The organism is Sulfitobacter sp. 1A15258 (assembly GCF_043557045.1).
GTDB lineage: Bacteria > Pseudomonadota > Alphaproteobacteria > Rhodobacterales > Rhodobacteraceae > Sulfitobacter > Sulfitobacter faviae.
The window spans coordinates 23,169-39,669 of record NZ_JBIFFK010000006.1; the positions used below are offsets into that span (position 1 = coordinate 23,169).

The following is a 16,501-nucleotide window of genomic DNA, read 5'->3' on the forward strand; positions in this document are numbered from 1 at the left end:
TCATGGTCGCACTCTCACGCCGTCTCTTTCTGGGGGGCGCCGCGCTTGCCAGTCTCGGCGGCGGGTCTTGGGTCTTTCGCCGGGCGCAGTTGCAGGACCGGGCGGAGGAACTCTATGCCACGCCGCTGAGCGCGCCTTCGGGACCGCTGCAGGTCTATCATCTGGGGCATTCTCTGGTGGGCCGCGACATGCCCGCGATGTTGGCGCAAATGGCAGGGGCGGGGCATAGCTATCACAGCCAGACCGGGTGGGGCAGTTCGCTGCGCGACCATTGGGAGCCGGATGTGCCTGTGAACGGGTTCGAGCGGTCCAACGATCACGCGCAGCACCAGCCCGCCCGGGCGGCCATCGGCTCGGGCGATTACGACGCGGTGGTGCTGACCGAAATGGTCGAGATCGCCGATGCCATCCGCTATCACGACAGCCCCGACTACCTTGCCCATTGGGCGCGGCTGGCCCATGCCGCCCGGCCCGACACCCGCGTCTACCTCTATGAGACGTGGCACCACACGGATGACGGCCACGGCTGGCTCAATCGCATCGACCGGGACTTGGATAAATACTGGCGGCGGCAGGTGATCTACCCCGCCTTGCAGGAAGCGGAGGTGCCCATTCATCTGATTCCCGCGGGGCAGGTCATGGCGGCCTTTGTCCGCGCGGTCGATGCCGCCGGTGGGGTGGGCGGTATCATCAGCCTGCATGACCTCTTTTCGCGCGATGAGAATGGCCGCCCCGATACGATCCACTTTAACGATCAGGGGGCTTACCTCGTGGCGCTGACCCATTACGCGACCCTCTATCACCGCGACCCGGCAGGGCTGCCGCACGAAATGCTGCGCGCCGACGGCACCCCGGCGCAGGCGCCAAGCGCGGAGGCCGCGCGGCTGATGCAGCGGGTGGTCTGGGACGTGGTCCGCGCCCATCCCGACAGCGGGGTCGCGGCATGAGCGGTCTGGGCGGGCTGTTCTCGGTCCTGATGGTGGGCCACAGTCTTTTCGGGGCCGACGGGCCGGATATGCTGCAAGAGGCGCTGCGCGCCGGGGTGGGCCAAGGCGAAGTGCGCGCGCAGATCATCAACGGCGCGCCCCTGCGCTACAATTGGGATGAATCGGACCGGGCCGAGGGGGTCGATGCCCGTGCGCTGCTGCCCGAAGGGGATATCACCCATCTCATCCTGACCGAGGCGATCCCGCTGGCCAATCACACCCGCTGGTCGGACACCGAAGTCTATGCGCAGGCCTTCTTTGATCTTGCGGCGGCGGCCAATCCGGAAGTGAAAGTCTATCTGCAAGAGACATGGCATTCGCTGAAAAGCGGCAGTGGGGAGGCGGTGGCCTATGACGATCACGCCCATATCCCGTGGCGCGAGAGGTTGGAGAGCGATCTGCCCGCGTGGGAGGGGATCGCATCGGCTATGCGTGCGGGGCGCAGTTCGGAGAACGCGACAATCGAGGTGATCCCAGCCGGGCAAGCGATGGCCCGGCTGTATGATGAGCTCGCTGCCGAAAACCTCCCCGGGCTGACCGGGATCGACGCACTCTTCGCGGATGACATCCATCTGAACGACCTCGGCCACTACTTCGTCGCCATGGTGCAATATGCCACGCTGACGGGCAAAGACCCGCTGGGGCTGCCGACGGATTTCAATGACCGCTGGGGCAAGACTTTCGACACGCCGGAGCCTGATCTTGCCCGTGCCCTGCAACGGGTGGCCTGGGAGGCGGTGCAGGACTATCAGGGCGGTGCCGTGATGCCAGCGCCCCCCGCGACGCAGCCCGTGGCCGAGGACAACGCCCAGACCGCGCCGATTGCTCCGACCGGCCCGCCCGCGCCCAGCCCGGACAGCGATGCGCCCGAGGCGGCGAAACCTCTCGATCCGCCAGCCCCATTTGAGATTACCGCCCCCGAGGAGGCCGTTGCGGGCACCCGCGACATGGGCATTGGCCTCGCCGCCATTGCGGATTGGAGCGTGCAGGCCCCTTTCCTCGACCTAATGAAAACCGCCCGCCCGTGGCTTGGCCATGTGGCCGGGCGTTTTGGCGGGATGGAATATGCGCAGTTGGTCGAAGGCGGCTATCTCGATGCCGAGGGCTGGCCGGTGAAGATGCCGCGCGAACTTGGCAGCATTGGCACGCTAATCCTCACCGACATGCCGGCGCAGGCGACGACGCTCAAGGGTCGCTACTTGCTGCGTTTCAAAGGACAGGGCGTGATCGAGGTGACGGGCCGCGCCGAGAATGTACGCTATGGCAAGAACGAGGTGCGGTTCGACTATGCGCCGGGGCCGGGCAGTGTCGACATTCGCATCCAGCGCATGCACCGCAACAACCCGCCGCGTGAGATCACCGTGGTGCGGGAGGACCGTGTCGCTGACTACGACGCCGGAGCACGCTTCAACCCCGATTGGACGCGGCATCTGACGGGGATGAAGGTGCTGCGCTTCATGGATTGGATGGCCACCAACGACAGCCCCATCGCCACTTGGGAGGACCGTCCGCGCCCGGAGGATGTGACCTATGCCCTGCGCGGCGTCCCGGTGGAGGTGATGGTCGCATTGGCCAATGAACTGGGGATCGACCCGTGGTTTAACATGCCGCATCTGGCGGATGATGGCTATGTGACCGCCTTTGCGACCTATGTCGAAGAGGCGTTGGAGGGCGAGCGCAATGCCTATGTGGAGTTCTCGAACGAGGTGTGGAACTGGCAATTCGCCCAGACCCAATGGGCCGATGAGATGGCGCAGGCCCGCTGGGATGAGGCCGAGAAGGGGATGCAGTTCTACGGTCTACGGGCCGCCGAAGTGGCACGCATCTGGACGGATGTCTTTGGCGGAGAGGCCAAGGCGCGGTTGCGCAATGTGATCGCGAGCCAAACCGGGTGGTTAGGGCTTGAGCGCGAAGCCTTGGACGCGCCGCTTTACGTGGCCGAGCAGACGGGCAACAGCCCCCCCGCCACGGCCTTTGATGCCTATGCGATCACCGGGTATTTCGGCGGCGTGCTGGGGTTGGAGGAGAATGCCGAATTGGTCAGCGGCTGGCTGGCCGATAGCCTTGCCAAGGCCCGCGGCGAGGGGGAGGCGCAGGGGCTCAGCGCCGGCGCTTTGGCCGATTATATCGCGGCCCACCGCTTTGATGCGGCCACAGCCCTTGCGGAGCAGGACCTGCGCAACGGGGGCACCAGCGGCTTGGAGACTGACACGCTGGCCGATCTCATTGGCCGCGTTTGGCTCCATCACGCCGCCGTGGCCCGGGCGCATGACCTCGATCTGGTGATGTACGAAGGCGGCAGCCATGTGGTCGGCCTCGGCGCGCAGGTGAATGACGAAGGGCTGACCGCGTTCTTTCACCATCTGAACTACGCCCCCGAGATGGGCGCGCTCTATACCGATCTGATGGCGGGCTGGTTGGCCGTGGGCGGGCAGCTTTTCACCCATTACGCCGATGTCTATGCGCCGACGAAATGGGGCTCTTGGGGGGCGCTGCGCTATCTGGCGGACGGCAATCCGCGGTGGGACGCTTTGGCCGCATGGAAATGACCAGCGGCGCGTTCCACGGGGTGAGCGTGTTGATCCCCGCCCATGATGAAGCCGACTGGCTGCCCGCCTGCCTTGATGCGCTCTGCGCCTCCGCGCCGCTGGCGGGGCCGGTTGAGGTGATCGTCGTGGCGAATGGCTGCTCGGACAACACCGCCGAACTTGCCCGCGCGGCGATCCCGTCGTTCGAGGCGCGGGGCTGGGTGTTGCGGGTGCTGGAACTGGCCCAAGGTGGCAAGCTTGGCGCGTGGAACGCGGGTGAGGCGGCGGCGCGGGGGGGCGTGCTGGTCTATCTCGACGCAGATGTGCTGGTCTCTCCGCACTTGCTGAGCCAGTTGCAAGAGGCGCTGGCGGGGGACGCGCCGCGCTATGGCAGCGGTGTGCCGCGGGTGACGACCTCAGGCGATTGGGTAACGCGCCATTACACACGGTTCTGGCGGACGACCGGTTTCATGACCCATGGCGTGCCGGGCTTTGGCGTCTTTGCGATGAACCGCGCCGGGCGGGCGCGGTGGGGGGCGTGGCCCGATATCATCTCGGACGACACTTTCGCGCGGCTGAACTTTCGCCCCGAGGAGCGTATCGCCGTGCCCGCCCGCTATGACTGGCCGATGATCGAAGGTTTCGCGCCGTTGGTGCGGGTGCGCCGGCGGCAGGATGCAGGCGTGGCCGAGGTCGCGCGGCTGTTCCCCGAATTGATGCGCAACGACGATCCCCATGACCGACTGCGCCCCTTTTGGCGGCGGGCGCTGGCCGATCCCTTGGGCGCGCTGATCTTTGTGGCCGTGCGGCTGACGATCCATGCGCCGGTTCTGCGTAGCGCCAACCGCTGGGTGCGGGGGCGCTAGCGGGCGGCCTCTTGCATGTGCTGGGCGAGTTTCGCGGCCTCATGGGCGACATCATGGCGTGCAAAGACCCGCGTGCGGGCTTTCGTGCCCATTTCCTCTAACGCGGGGAGGGGGGCGTCGTGCAGGGCGGCCATCGCCTCGGCCAAGGCCGCCACATCGCCTGCGGGCACCAGCCATCCGGTCTCGCCCGGCTGCACCAATTCCGGCGTGCCTGCGATATAGGTGGCGATCACCGGGCGGGCGGCGGCCATCGCCTCCATCACCACCATGGGCAGACCTTCGGCGAAACTGGGCATCACAAGCGCATGGGCGGCGCCGAGTTCCGCCGTCACGCGGGCCTCATCGACCCAGCCGGTTAGGGTGATGCGTTCTTGCAGGCCGCGGCGGGCGATCTCGGCCTCGATCGCGCGGCGCAGGGGGCCGTCGCCGATTAGGGTGAGATGCAGATCGGGGTGGCTGTCACGCAACCGGGCCATGGCGTCGATCAGGGCAAGCTGGCCTTTTTGCTCTACAAACCGTCCGATGGAGACGAGACGGCGCGGGCCATCGCTCAGGGGGGCGGGGGCCGGAAATTTGGCGGGCTCGATGCCGCAATGCACGACCTTGATGCGCGGCCAATCCTCCGGGTCGGCCCAACGGCACATCTGGCTGCGCCCGAACTGGCTAATCGCCACCGCAAAGGCCGCATGGTGGGTTTTCGCACCGAGCGAAAGGGCGCGCGGGCTGTCGAATTCCTCGGGCCCGTGGGTGGTGAAACTATAGCGCGGCCCGCCCAACCTGTGGCAAAGCATCGCGACCATCGCGGCGTTGGTTCCGAAATGGGCGTGCAGATGTTGGATGTCGCTGCCCTCAAGCCGGGCGCGCAGATAACAGGCCTCGGCCAGATAGATCAGATGGCGGGCCAACCCCGTCTCGGCCCGGCGGGCGGCCTGCCAGACGTCGCGCAGCGCTTGGCCGAACCGCCGCGGCGCGTGCAGCATCATGCGCAGACCGGCACGGGCGAGGGCGCTGCCACCGGCGGCCAACACATAATGGGTCGCTGCCGCCTCGGCCTTGTCCTGCGGATCGACCAAAGGGACATCGGGGCTGCGCATGGCGAAACGGTCCACCTCATGGCCCGCCGCCTCTAGCGCCGCGATCTCGCGCCGTATGAAGGAATGCGAGGGCTGCGGATAGGTGTTGAGGATATAGGCGATCTTCACGGGCGGTGCGGCCTTGGCTTGGAGCTGATAAACCTTGTTACCCGCCCGCTTGCCACTGGCACAAGGGCGGGCAAGGCTTTAGGCTTTCACAGAGAACTGGCAGAGGCGCAGCAACGGGTGTTTTCCAAGCTTTCCCAAGCGGTAACGGGCAATCGCCTGATGGCACGGGCATTGCGCTCGACCTCTTGGATCGTCTTGGGTTATGGCGGGTCGCAGGCGATCCGGCTGGCGTCGAACCTGATCCTGACGCGGCTGCTCTTTCCCGAAGCCTTTGGTCTGATGGCGCTGATACAGGTGGTGATTGTCGGGCTGATGCTGTTCTCGGACGTGGGCATCGCCCCCTCCATCGCGCAGAGCAAGCGTGGCGATGATCCGGATTTTCTGAACACCGCTTGGACAATCCAAGCGATCCGGGGGGCGTGTCTGTGGTTGGCCGCCTCTGCATTGGCATGGCCGGTGGCGGCGTTTTACGGCGAGCCGCTCCTGCTGACCTATCTCCCCATTGCGGCGCTGAGCCTCGTGGTGGCCGGGTTCAACCCCACCCGGATCGAAACGGCGCATCGGCATCTGCAAATGGGGCGGCTGACGCTGCTGGACCTGACATCGCAGGTAATGGGCATCGCGGTGATGATCTTGGGCGCGGCGCTCTATCAATCGGTGGCGGCGCTGGTGGTCGGCGGTGTGGTGAGCGCCTTGGCGAAGCTGGCGCTGACCCATGCTTTCCTGCCGGGGCCGGGCAACCGCTTTCGTTGGGAGCGTCCGGCGGTGCGCGAGTTGGTTCATTTCGGCAAGTGGATTTTCCTGTCGACCATGTTCTGGTTCTTCGCCAGTCAGGGTGACAAGGCGATCTTGGGCAAGTTCCTCTCGCTCGAAGGGTTGGGCATCTACAATATCGGTTATTTCCTTGCCAGCTTCCCCCTGCTGTTGGGGCAGAACGTCACCGGGCGGGTGATGATCCCGATCTACCGTGAGGCGGGGGGCGGCGACCATCCCAAGCTCAAGCGGATGCGCTATGGGCTGAGCGGCGGGCTGCTGGCGCTTTTGGTGGTCATGGCGCTGGCGGGGCCGTGGTTGGTCTCGGTCCTCTATGACCCGCGCTATCTGCAAAGCGGCGCGATCTTGGTGATGCTGGCGCTGGCGCTGATGCCGCAGGTGATCGGGATGACCTATGATCAAGCGGCTTTGGCCGCGGGGGATTCGCGGCGGTTCTTCATCTCTTCGGCCTCAAGGGCCAGCCTGCAGGTGGGGCTGCTGCTGCTGGGGGTGATCACTGCCGGTTTGCCGGGGGCGCTCATTGGGTTGGGGGCCGCGATGGTGCTGTCGCATCTGGTGCTGATCTGGCTCGCAAGGGCGCATGGCGTCTGGGACGCGCGGCATGATCTGACCTTCGCCCTCTTGGGGCTGGCGCTCGGCGCGCTGGCGCTTTGGCTGCATTGGGACCGGGTGCTGGGGCTGAGCGCCACGGTCTGAGCGGTTCACCCCTTTTGCTTGCGGGCCATCCGCGCGGCGCGGCCCTCTTTGCCGGCCTTCAAGCGTTCCTGCCATACCTTGCCCAAGGTGCGGCGCTTTTCGCGGGGGCTGAGGTCGGGGATCGAGACGACAGGGATCAACCCCGTCTCGCGCGTCATCTGCCGGGCTGAGCGGATCACCGGGCGGCGCAGTTCCAGCAGAAAGGCCACGATCAGCGCCAGCGCTAAGCTGGCCATCCCGCCCACCGCCGCGCGTTTCTTGCGGCTGAGCGATACGGGGTAATCCGGCAGTTCGGCCTGCTCCAGCGTGATCAGTTTCTCACCCCGTTGATCGGATTCAAGCGAGAAGCCCACCTCTGCCTCGTTCCGGCGGGCGGTGATCACTTCCAACTGGTCTTGCAACTGGGTCAGACGGCGTTCGAACCGGGCCAATTCCCGCTCAACCTCGGGCGAGGTCTGCAGGCTGGCGGTCAGGGTTTCGCGCTGTTCTTGCAGCAGGTCGCGCTGCGTGGTCAGGCTTTCGAGCGTGGCATCCAACTCGGCCTGTTCGCGGGCGATGGTGGCGGCGCGGGCATCGGGGTTGACCCGATCGCGCGCCAGCCGCGTGGCGATGATTTCACGGTCAAGTTCAAGAATGGCGTCATTGAGGCTGCTGATCTCGCCGCGGCGAAACTCAAGACTGCCTTCGAGCGACAGGTCGTTTTCGGCCCGGTAATCGGCCAGTTCGGCCTCAAGCTCCGAAATGTCGCGGATCAGGTTCTGCTCTTGGCGCTGGAAAAACTCCAAGGTTTCTTGGGTCTGGCTCTGGCGTCGGGCGGCGGACATCTGGCGCGTGCGGTCGGCGAATTCGCGGGCCACAGCCTGCGCATCGGCGGGGTTGTCCATCTCGGCGGTGAAGGTCATGACCGAGATGGTGCCGTCATCCGCATAGCCCTCGCGCGGGGCGGCGACGCCGGTGATGGTGACCGAACGGCGCAGCAGATCAACCTTTTCCGACATGCGCAACGCGGTCAGATCGTTATAAAGATCAAAGCGTTGAATGATATCGACCAAGGTGCCGCGCGCCATCAACTGCTGTTCGATTAATTGTAAACGCCGCGCCGAAGACCCTTCGACCGTAGAGGGGGCCAGATCATTGGCGATCTTGGGCTGCTCGATCTGGATGACTTCGGAGGATTGGTAAACATGCGGGGTAGCAAGCGCCCAATAGACCGAGGCGATACAGCCCAGAAGCGTGATCAAGATAATCACGCCCGCGCGGCGGCGGATCATGTCGATGAAGTCATCGAATGTATAGATCGGTCCCATGTGCCTCTTTCCAACCTGCCCAAAGCCCCCGACCGTTGCCCGGCGGAGTTTCCCTGCCTAGATCAGATGACTTGGGCGATAATAGGGCGCAAGCAAGGACGGCGACAGGGGGTGTCAGGCATATTTCGGCAGGCTGGAGGCCCGCGCGCGGTTCAGCACGATACCCAAAAGCGGCACCTGACCTTCGAGCATCCGTTCGCATTCGCGCAGGTGACGCGCCATAGTCTGGCTGCCGTCCGAGATCAGCAAAACACCGTCCAATTGCGGCAAAAAGGCTGAGAGATCATCATGTTCCAGCATCGGCGGCATGTCGTAAAGGACGATTTCAGGCTGGAGCGAGGCGCGCAGGCGCAGCAGGGTCTCCGCCGTGGCGCTGTCTTGCAAGATTTCGGCGGCGTGCACTTCGGCCCGGTCGTTCAGGCCAAGAGCGAGCGTATCGCTCACCCGCAGCATCCCCTTGCCCAGATCAGCACGCCCACTGAGCAGATCGCTCATCGCGCCGGGGGCCTGCATGTCAAAGGCACGGGCGAGACCGGGGCTGCGCATGTTCATGTCCATCAACACGGTGCGCGATCCCGGTACCCGCGACAGGCTCAGCGCCAGATTGGTCGCGGAAAAGCTGTTGCCGCAGCCCGAGGTGGGGGCGGTGATGGCGATATTGACCCAGCGGTGTTCAAGCGTGGTTTGACGCAGCCGCGTGCGCAGCAGATCAAAAGCCCGCGCGGCGGCGCTGTTGCGGTGATCGTCGACCAGCGGCATGTCTCCGCCGGGGCCGGGTGTGGCGATGGGCAGATCTTGCCAGCGCGGCGCGCGGTCGTCACCGATGTAGCGGGAAACGGCAGGGGCGGCGGGCAGGCTGTCTTCAAAGGTCAGGTCGCCTTCGGAGAAATCGCCGTCGAACTCATCCTCATGGTCGATCACGGTGCGGCGCGGGCGGATGCTGTGGCGCATCCCCGGGCCGCCGAACTGCGCCGTCACATCGCTGTTATCCGCGCCGAGGGCATCGGATGCGTAGAGGTCTCTCATCGTCTTCCCTTTCGATTTCTTGAACATGAGGCGCTGGATTTCTCGTTATTGCCGGGCGCGGCAAGCATTGCTCAGCACCCGGTTCGGCGCAAGACGACGCCGACGGTTTTCAGCAAAATGGTCAGGTCCATCGGCAGCGACAGATTGCGGCGATAGGCGGCGTCGACCTCATTGCGATAGGTGAAACGGCTGTTGTTACGGGCCGAGACCTGCCACAGCCCAGTGATGCCAGGGCGCAGCGCGAAATAGGCTTTCGCATCGCCATACATCTCAAGCTGGTCGGGCATCATGGGGCGCGGGCCGATCAGGCTCATGTCACCCTTGAACACGTTCCAAAGCTGCGGCAGCTCATCCAGCGAGGTTGCCCGCAGGAAAGCGCCCACCCGCGTGATGCGCGGATCGTCCTTCAGCTTTTGCATCTCGTCCCATTCGGCCCGCATCGCGGGGTTCGCGGCAAGGTAGCTTTCCAGCACCGCGTCGGCATCGCGCACCATGGTGCGCAGCTTCAGGATGGAGAATCCTTTGCCGCCTCGGCCAAGGCGCTTTTGCGTATAGAAGGGCTGACCGCTTTCGATCCACAGCGCCAGCGCGCAAAGCGCAATGATCGGCAGAGCAATGGGCAGGGACGCGAGGATCAGCAGCCGGTCGAGAAGCGGTTTCGCGTAGCGGCCATAAAGGCCGGTCGGACGCAGACGAAGGGCCGCCAGCGCCCGCGGCGCGGGCAGCACCGCAGTCCCCGCCATGGCGGGCTGTGCACGGCCCAGCACAGGACCGGCGATCACTTCCATCGAGCCATAGGCATGGCCGTGTGCGTCAAAGTACTTCATTCCAAACCCCCCAGGGTTCAATCGCATTCATTCGGACCGTTTCGGCCCACGGCGCCTTCGCACCGCTCCGTCTCAACGACCTATCCGGCCTATACGTTCAGGTAGGATATGTATCATTTGTTACCACCTTTTCGCCTTATTCGATCCTTTTTCTCAGAAACAGACTGTTTCGCGGGGCGGCGGGCAGGTGGGAATTTAGGAGTGAGTTGAGGGCCTTATGGGGGCGCCATGGGGTGCAGATGTGTGGCGTTCGATGGTGGAGGGGAGGGCGTGCGCAGGCGTAGGTGAGATATTAAGTCGTTGATAAATATGAGACTTATAGGGTTCTGAAGTTCCGGATAGTCATCTGTCTTAGGTGTCGGCCACTAAGCTTATGTGCCTTCGGATAGCGAGGTTGCAGAGGCACAAGCCACCAGCCATCGCGCAATTCTCACAATAATGTCAGGGCGATAAATGGGCGACAGTTGGGCGCAGGGCGCAGGCGGGCAAGCGCCAAAATCCCGGATCAGCTGCGCGATTCCGAGGGGATTCTTTAGTGCCTCTGGAGGCTTGTCTTTGAATTCTGAAGAAGAAAAGTGGCAGCCCGTAGGGGAATCGAACCCCTCTTTCCAGGTTGAAAACCTGGCGTCCTAACCGATAGACGAACGGGCCACTCTTTTGTCAGGTCAGTGCAGCGTTTAGTGTGTGCTGCTCTGTCTGTGAGCGGACGTTTAAGTAATACTGCGGGGGGCTGCAAGCGGAAAAATGAAGTTTCTTCAGAAAAAGTTTTCAGGCCCGTGCGGCGTCCTCCAAACGCAGTTGAACGGTGCGCCGACCGCGGAAATTGTTAATGTCGAGACGGCCCGCGAGGTGGAAACGCGCGCCGCCGTGGTTTTCCAGCGCGGGGCCGAGGGGGCCGTCGTAGGCGCCAAAGGAAATCGCCTCTAGATTCGCGCCGAGGCCGTCGCCAAAGCTCACTTTGAGGTGGTTCTCGCCCACGCGTTTGGCAAAGCGGATTTGCATGTCCGCAAAGGCATAGCGCGGGGCAGGGGCGCCGGCGCCAAAGGGGCCGGCTTGGTCGACCATCTCGGCCAGCTCCACGGTGGCTGCGCCGGGCATCATCATGCCGCAGAGGTTGAGGTCGGCGGGGCCTGCCAAATGCGCGCCCTGTTTGGTGAGCAATTCGCCCAAGCGCGCCATCGCCGCGTCGATCTTGTCTTCCGCCACGGTCAGGCCTGCGGCCATCTTGTGCCCGCCGCCCTTGATCAGCAGCCCTTCGGCAGCCAGACGCTGAATCGGCGCGCCGAGGTCGATGCCGCTGATCGAGCGGCCTGAGCCTTTGCCGATGCCGTCTTCGACACCAATGACGATAGAGGGGCGGTTGGCGGCTTCTTTCAGGCGGGAGGCGACGATGCCCACCACGCCGGGATGCCAGCCGGGGCCAGCGGCCCATGCCAGCGGCCCGTCAAAGCCGCGCTCTTCGGCCTGTGCCATGGCGCTGGCGCGCACGGCGGCCTCAACCTCGCGGCGGTCGGTGTTGAGCTGGTCGAGGCGTTCGGCCAATGCGGCGGCCTCATGCGGGTCGGCGGTGGCCAAAAGCCGTGCGCCAAGGTCGGCTTGGCCAATGCGCCCGCCCGCGTTGATGCGGGGGCCAAGCAGAAAGCCCAAGTGATAGGCCGTGGGGGCCGTGTCCATCCGCGCCACATCCGACAGGGCGGCAAGGCCGGGCCGCGCGCGCCGAGCCATGACCTTGAGCCCCTGACGCACGAAGGCGCGGTTCACGCCTGTGAGCGGGGCCACATCGGCGACAGTGGCCAGCGCCACTAAGTCGAGCATCGCCATCAGGTCCGGCCCCTTGCGCCCCGCTTCGCGCAATTGTCGCCCCACTTCGACGAGCATCAAGAAAACGACCGCAGCGGCACAGAGATGTGCCAGCGTGCCATCTTCGTCCTGTCTGTTGGGGTTCACCACGGCTAGCGCATCGGGCAGCGTTTCGCCGCCAAGGTGGTGGTCCAACACGATGACATCCGCGCCCTTGGCGGCGGCGATGGGGCCATGGGACAGCGTGCCGCAGTCGACGCAGACGATCAGGTCATGCTCAGCGGCGAGGGCCGACATCGCCTCGTCATTCGGGCCATAGCCCTCGTCGATACGGTCGGGGATATAGAGCGTTGCACGGTGGCCCATGTCGCGCAGCCAGACCAGCAGCAGCGCGGCGGAAGAGCCGCCGTCCACGTCATAGTCCGCGAAAATCGCGATGCGTTCGCGGTTTTGCAGGGCCGAAAGAAACCGCGTCGCTGCCGCCTCCATATCGCGCAGGGATCGGGGATCGGGCAGCAGGTCGCGCAGGGCGGGGGCCAGAAAGCCCGCCGCTTGGGTATCGACCACGCCGCGGCGCGCCAGCACTTTGCACACCGGATCGGGCAGGCCCGCGCGCTGCACCAGCAGTTCCGCCGCGCGGGTCAGTTCCACGTCAGGACCGATCCAGCGCCGCCCGGTCAAAGATGTTTCGACACCGAGAAAGCTCATGCGGACCTCATTTGGCCGTTATAGAAGGGGGTGGGGTAAGGGCCGATCTGGCCCTCACTCTGCCGGGGTGCGGTAGTTGATGCGACGGACCGAACCGGTGCGCGAGCGCATGATCAGCGTCTCGGTGGTCAGCCAGCCCGGCTCTCGTTTCACGCCCGGAAGGATGTTGCCGCCGGTGACGCCGGTCGCGGCAAAGATCACGTCTTGGGTGACCATCTCATCGCGCGAATAGATGCGGTCAAATTCGGTGATCCCGGCTTTGGCAGCGCGGCCCTTTTCGTCGTCGTTGCGGAACAGCAGGCGGCCATACATCTGCCCGCCCATGCATTTCAGCGCCGCGGCGGCCAAGACGCCTTCGGGCGCGCCGCCTTGGCCCATATACATGTCGATGCCGGTTTCAGGGTCGGCGCAATGCATCACGCCCGCCACGTCTCCATCGGTGATCAGACGGATAGCCGCACCAGTGGCGCGGACCTCGGCGATCATGTCGGCGTGGCGGGGGCGTTCGAGGATGCAAACGGTGATGTCGGACGCCGCGCAGCCCTTGGCGCGGGCCAGCGCTTCGACACGTTCACCGGGGCTCATGTCGAGGGTGACGACATCGGTCTCAAAGCCCGGACCGATGGCGAGCTTGTCCATATAGGTGTCCGGCGCGTGCAGCATGGAGCCGCGCGGGCCCATGGCGATCACGGTCAGCGCGTTGGGCATGTCCTTGGCGGTCAGCGTGGTGCCTTCCAGCGGGTCGAGCGCGATGTCCACGCCGGGGCCGTTGCCCGTGCCGACCTCTTCGCCGATATAGAGCATCGGGGCCTCGTCACGCTCGCCTTCGCCGATGACCACGACGCCCGCGATATCGAGCATGTTAAGCTGTTCGCGCATGGCGTTCACGGCGGCTTGGTCGGCGGCTTTCTCGTCACCCTTGCCGATCAGCTTGGCCGAGGCCAGCGCGGCGGCTTCGGAAACGCGGGCGAGGCCCAGAGAGAGCATGCGGTCTTGGAATTCGGCGGAAGCGGTCATGGAGTGTCCTTGGGTGCAATGTGTTTTCTGTCCTGTACCCTTGCGCGGGCCTCGGGGCAAGTTTTGGGTTGTGGAAGGGGCTGCCGCTTCAGCCGAAACTGCCACCCCGGCCCGGAAACAAGCCGTAGGCGCCGGGCCATCGCCTGCCCGCCTTGTCACGCCGAAGGCGTGCCCGTCTATCTAGGCGCACCTTTGGTGCGACCGGGTAGGCGATTTGGTGGGGCTGGGTGCGCCCCCGCGGGCGCACACCATTAAGCCAGAAAGTGGCACAAAGCACCGTCTCATCGCCCACCCGCGGGCAGGCTGATGGCCCTCAGCCTCAGACCTCTTCGATCCGCAGCGCCACCGGTTCACCGGCCAGCACGCCGGTCTTGTCCATATTTGCCAGCGCTTCCAGCAGCGCGTCGCGGTTGGTCTTGTGGGTCACGATTAGCACGGGGGCCGAGACATCCGCATGTTCATATTGGCGCATCCGGTAGATGCTCACACCCGCTTCGCCCAGCACCGTGGCGATTTTCGCCAGCGCACCGGGTTTGTCGACCAGCGCCATGCGCAGGTAGTAGGGGGCAGGGCGCTGGCTGCTGGCGGGGGTGGTTTGCTCAAGCGTTCCGGCAGGCTGGCCAAAGACCGGCCCGCGCAACCCGCGCGCGATGTCGCAGACATCGGCCATCACGGCGCTGGCCGTCGGCCCTTCGCCCGCACCGGCACCGCGCAACACGATCTGGCCCACGGCATCGCCTTCGATCACCACCATATTGGTGCCGCCGTCAAGCTGCCCCAAAGGCGAGGTGTGCGGCACAAGGCAGGGCATCATCCGCTGCTCCAGCCCGCGGCCGGTTTTCTGGGTCACGCCCAGCAGTTTGATCTTATAACCCATGTCGGCGGCAGCGCGGATGTCTTCGATGGCGACCCGCTCGATCCCCTCAAGCTGGATGCCGTCAAAGTCGATCTTGGTGCCAAAGGCGATGGAGGACAGGATCGCCAGCTTATGCGCCGCGTCGATGCCGCCCACATCCAATTGCGGATCGGCTTCGAGATAGCCCAGCCCATCGGCTTCGGCAAAGATCTCTTGATAGGTTTTGCCCGAGTCCTCCATCCGCGTCAGGATGTAATTGCACGAGCCGTTCATCACCCCCATGATCCGGGTGATCTCATTCCCGGCAAGCCCCTCCATCAGCGTCTTGATGACCGGGATGCCGCCCGCCACAGCCGCCTCATAGCGCAGGGCCACGCCCGCGCCTTCGGCCTGTTCGGCCAGCGCTTGTCCATGTATCGCCAGCATCGCCTTATTGGCGGTGACCACATGCTTGCCGGCCGCCAGTGCGGCTTCGGTCGCGGCTTTGGCGGGGCCGTCAGCGCCACCCATCAGTTCGACGAAAACATCCACGTCATCGCGGGTCGCCAGTTTGACGGGATCGTCTTCCCAGTCATAGGACGAAAGCGACAGCCCGCGGTCCTTGTTCCGGGTGCGGGCAGAAACCGCCGAGACCGTCATCGCGCAGCCGGTGCGGGCCTCTAACAGGGCGGCCTGCTGGCGCAGAATGCGCAGCACACCCACGCCCACGGTTCCCAATCCGGCAATCCCGAGGCGAAGCGGCTTAGACATGGCGGTGGTCCTTCTGGTCTGATCCGAAAGGCCCGGCAGGCGGGGCCGGGCATAGCCGCGATGTAGCGGGTTCGGCGCCTGCGTGCAACGCGCATACGCATCACGGGGATGGCCGTTTATTCAGCTCTTTCGCTGTCCTCGGCAGCTTGGCGGGCGCGCCGTAGCTCTGCAGCGCGCGCCCTGAGCCGCGCCACCCGCGCGGCAGTGGCGGATTGGGTGCTCGTGCGGCTGACGCGCGCCGCGCGGGCTTCGAGATTGGCCGCACGCCCCGTGAGCGCCGCTTCGGTCCGCGCCGGGTCGATCCGCCCGGCGGTGGCCTTGGCCAAGAGCGGGTCGATCGGGACCAGATCGGGGTAGGGGTCGGCCTCCAACGCGGGCGTGATGGTGCGGTCGAGTTCGGGAAACTGCGTGCAGCCCGCCAGCAGCGAGACGCCCAGAAGCAGGGCGATGGTCGAGAGGGGGCGGGGCGGGCGCGCTTGGGTCATGCCTCGTTCTGCCCCAGCCGTGATCTTCGCGCAAGCGGGGTTTGCTTTTGAACGCTTGTTCATTAAATTGCCGCCATGGCAAGAACCACAGGCTCCCACTCCGATATCACCGGCCCGCGGGTCCGCGCGGCAGCGCTGCGGCTTTTCGCGCGGGGCGGCTATGCCGCCGTGTCGATGCGCGCCATCGCCGCCGAAGTCGGCGTGCAGGCCGGGGCGCTCTATAACTACACCCCCGACAAGCAGAGCCTGCTGTTCGACCTGATGCAGGCGCATATGACTGACCTGCTGGCCGAAACGCCCCATGACCCCAACCGCCCCGCCATGCAGCAGTTGCAGGATTTCGTGGCCTTCCACATCCGTTTTCACGCGGACCGGCCCGATGAGGTTTTCATCGCCTATATGGAGTTGCGCAATCTGACGGAGGAGAATTTCGCCGTGATCGAGCGGCTGCGCCGCGACTATGAGGATCGGTTGGAGGCGATCCTGCGCGCCGGGGTGGCGAGCGGCGATTTCGCCGTCGCCGACACCAAGATCGTGACGCTGGCGATCATCGCCATGCTGACGGGGGTGAACACTTGGTACCGCGCGGGCGGACGGCTGTCGCTGGATGAGGTGGTGGCGCAATATTGGGATATGGTGCGCAAGGCCGTGACCGTCTGAGCGGCCACGGCCC

At 65.1% G+C, this 16,501-nt stretch carries 13 protein-coding genes and 1 tRNA gene; 5 read left to right on the plus strand and 9 right to left on the minus strand.

From position 1 onward, the window contains the following. Positions 1-2: 2 nt before the first annotated feature. The 3 genes from ACGYK9_RS13275 to ACGYK9_RS13285 are packed head-to-tail and all read left to right on the plus strand — an operon-like array spanning position 3 to position 4,380. Positions 3-947, plus strand: coding sequence for a hypothetical protein (locus ACGYK9_RS13275; protein WP_394411926.1), 945 nt, complete (start codon positions 3-5; stop codon positions 945-947). Beyond that, entirely contained in the window at positions 944-3,535 is a 2,592-nt protein-coding gene (locus ACGYK9_RS13280) for a hypothetical protein (RefSeq protein WP_394411929.1), read from the plus strand. Before ACGYK9_RS13275 ends, ACGYK9_RS13280 begins: the two co-directional genes overlap by 4 nt. Continuing rightward, positions 3,532-4,380 (plus strand): glycosyltransferase family 2 protein, encoded by an 849-nt coding sequence (locus ACGYK9_RS13285; protein WP_394412268.1) that lies wholly within the window; start codon positions 3,532-3,534, stop codon positions 4,378-4,380. The genes ACGYK9_RS13280 and ACGYK9_RS13285 overlap by 4 nt, the downstream gene beginning before the upstream one ends. On the opposite strand, the gene ACGYK9_RS13290 is transcribed toward ACGYK9_RS13285, so the two are convergent. Beyond that, complete coding sequence (locus ACGYK9_RS13290; protein WP_394411932.1) at positions 4,377-5,582, minus strand: glycosyltransferase; 1,206 nt, start codon at positions 5,580-5,582, stop codon at positions 4,377-4,379. The two genes, ACGYK9_RS13285 and ACGYK9_RS13290, sit on opposite strands and share 4 nt — an antisense overlap. Before the next feature lie 159 nt (positions 5,583-5,741). Between ACGYK9_RS13290 and ACGYK9_RS13295 the strand changes: the two genes are divergently transcribed. Beyond that, the gene (locus ACGYK9_RS13295) at positions 5,742-7,052 is read left to right on the plus strand and encodes an oligosaccharide flippase family protein (RefSeq protein WP_394411935.1); all 1,311 of its coding nucleotides are present in this window, start codon (positions 5,742-5,744) and stop codon (positions 7,050-7,052) included. A gap of 5 nt (positions 7,053-7,057) precedes the next feature. Here the strand turns inward: ACGYK9_RS13295 and ACGYK9_RS13300 are convergent, their stop codons facing one another. The 8 genes from ACGYK9_RS13300 to ACGYK9_RS13335 form a co-directional block, all read right to left on the minus strand. Beyond that, positions 7,058-8,359 carry a GumC family protein gene (locus ACGYK9_RS13300; protein WP_394411939.1) on the minus strand — a complete coding sequence of 434 codons (1,302 nt, stop codon included), beginning with the start codon at positions 8,357-8,359 and terminating at the stop codon, positions 7,058-7,060. A gap of 114 nt (positions 8,360-8,473) precedes the next feature. Continuing rightward, entirely contained in the window at positions 8,474-9,385 is a 912-nt protein-coding gene (locus ACGYK9_RS13305) for a CpsD/CapB family tyrosine-protein kinase (protein WP_394411942.1), read from the minus strand. Positions 9,386-9,456: 71 nt separating this feature from the next. After that, a complete protein-coding gene (locus tag ACGYK9_RS13310; protein WP_394410453.1) occupies positions 9,457-10,173 on the minus strand; it encodes a sugar transferase in 717 nt (238 codons plus the stop codon). Positions 10,174-10,788: 615 nt separating this feature from the next. Next, a tRNA-Glu gene (locus ACGYK9_RS13315) sits at positions 10,789-10,863 on the minus strand. 117 nt (positions 10,864-10,980) lie between these two features. Then, complete coding sequence (recJ, locus tag ACGYK9_RS13320; RefSeq protein ID WP_394411945.1) at positions 10,981-12,720, minus strand: single-stranded-DNA-specific exonuclease RecJ; 1,740 nt, start codon at positions 12,718-12,720, stop codon at positions 10,981-10,983. 54 nt (positions 12,721-12,774) lie between these two features. After that, positions 12,775-13,737 carry a class II fructose-bisphosphatase gene (gene glpX / locus ACGYK9_RS13325; protein ID WP_394411948.1) on the minus strand — a complete coding sequence of 321 codons (963 nt, stop codon included), beginning with the start codon at positions 13,735-13,737 and terminating at the stop codon, positions 12,775-12,777. Positions 13,738-14,056: 319 nt separating this feature from the next. Next, the gene (locus tag ACGYK9_RS13330; RefSeq protein WP_394411951.1) at positions 14,057-15,343 is read right to left on the minus strand and encodes a homoserine dehydrogenase; all 1,287 of its coding nucleotides are present in this window, start codon (positions 15,341-15,343) and stop codon (positions 14,057-14,059) included. 116 nt (positions 15,344-15,459) lie between these two features. Next, complete coding sequence (locus ACGYK9_RS13335; RefSeq protein ID WP_394411954.1) at positions 15,460-15,828, minus strand: hypothetical protein; 369 nt, start codon at positions 15,826-15,828, stop codon at positions 15,460-15,462. A 75-nt stretch (positions 15,829-15,903) separates the two neighbouring features. On the opposite strand from ACGYK9_RS13335, the gene ACGYK9_RS13340 reads away from it, so the two are divergent. Beyond that, positions 15,904-16,488, plus strand: a complete 585-nt coding sequence (locus tag ACGYK9_RS13340; RefSeq protein WP_394411957.1) for a TetR/AcrR family transcriptional regulator — start codon at positions 15,904-15,906, stop codon at positions 16,486-16,488. Positions 16,489-16,501: the final 13 nt, after the last annotated feature.

Coding starts and splice junctions, on each gene's coding strand:
- ACGYK9_RS13285 (WP_394412268.1), top strand. CDS start 3,532: ATGACCAGCGGCGCGTTCCACGGGGTGAGCGTGTTGATCCCCGCCCAT.
- ACGYK9_RS13305 (WP_394411942.1), bottom strand. CDS start 9,385: ATGAGAGACCTCTACGCATCCGATGCCCTCGGCGCGGATAACAGCGAT.
- ACGYK9_RS13295 (WP_394411935.1), top strand. CDS start 5,742: ATGGCACGGGCATTGCGCTCGACCTCTTGGATCGTCTTGGGTTATGGC.
- ACGYK9_RS13330 (WP_394411951.1), bottom strand. CDS start 15,343: ATGTCTAAGCCGCTTCGCCTCGGGATTGCCGGATTGGGAACCGTGGGC.
- ACGYK9_RS13300 (WP_394411939.1), bottom strand. CDS start 8,359: ATGGGACCGATCTATACATTCGATGACTTCATCGACATGATCCGCCGC.
- ACGYK9_RS13280 (WP_394411929.1), top strand. CDS start 944: ATGAGCGGTCTGGGCGGGCTGTTCTCGGTCCTGATGGTGGGCCACAGT.
- recJ (WP_394411945.1), bottom strand. CDS start 12,720: ATGAGCTTTCTCGGTGTCGAAACATCTTTGACCGGGCGGCGCTGGATC.
- glpX (WP_394411948.1), bottom strand. CDS start 13,737: ATGACCGCTTCCGCCGAATTCCAAGACCGCATGCTCTCTCTGGGCCTC.
- ACGYK9_RS13340 (WP_394411957.1), top strand. CDS start 15,904: ATGGCAAGAACCACAGGCTCCCACTCCGATATCACCGGCCCGCGGGTC.
- ACGYK9_RS13310 (WP_394410453.1), bottom strand. CDS start 10,173: ATGGAAGTGATCGCCGGTCCTGTGCTGGGCCGTGCACAGCCCGCCATG.
- ACGYK9_RS13275 (WP_394411926.1), top strand. CDS start 3: ATGGTCGCACTCTCACGCCGTCTCTTTCTGGGGGGCGCCGCGCTTGCC.
- ACGYK9_RS13335 (WP_394411954.1), bottom strand. CDS start 15,828: ATGACCCAAGCGCGCCCGCCCCGCCCCCTCTCGACCATCGCCCTGCTT.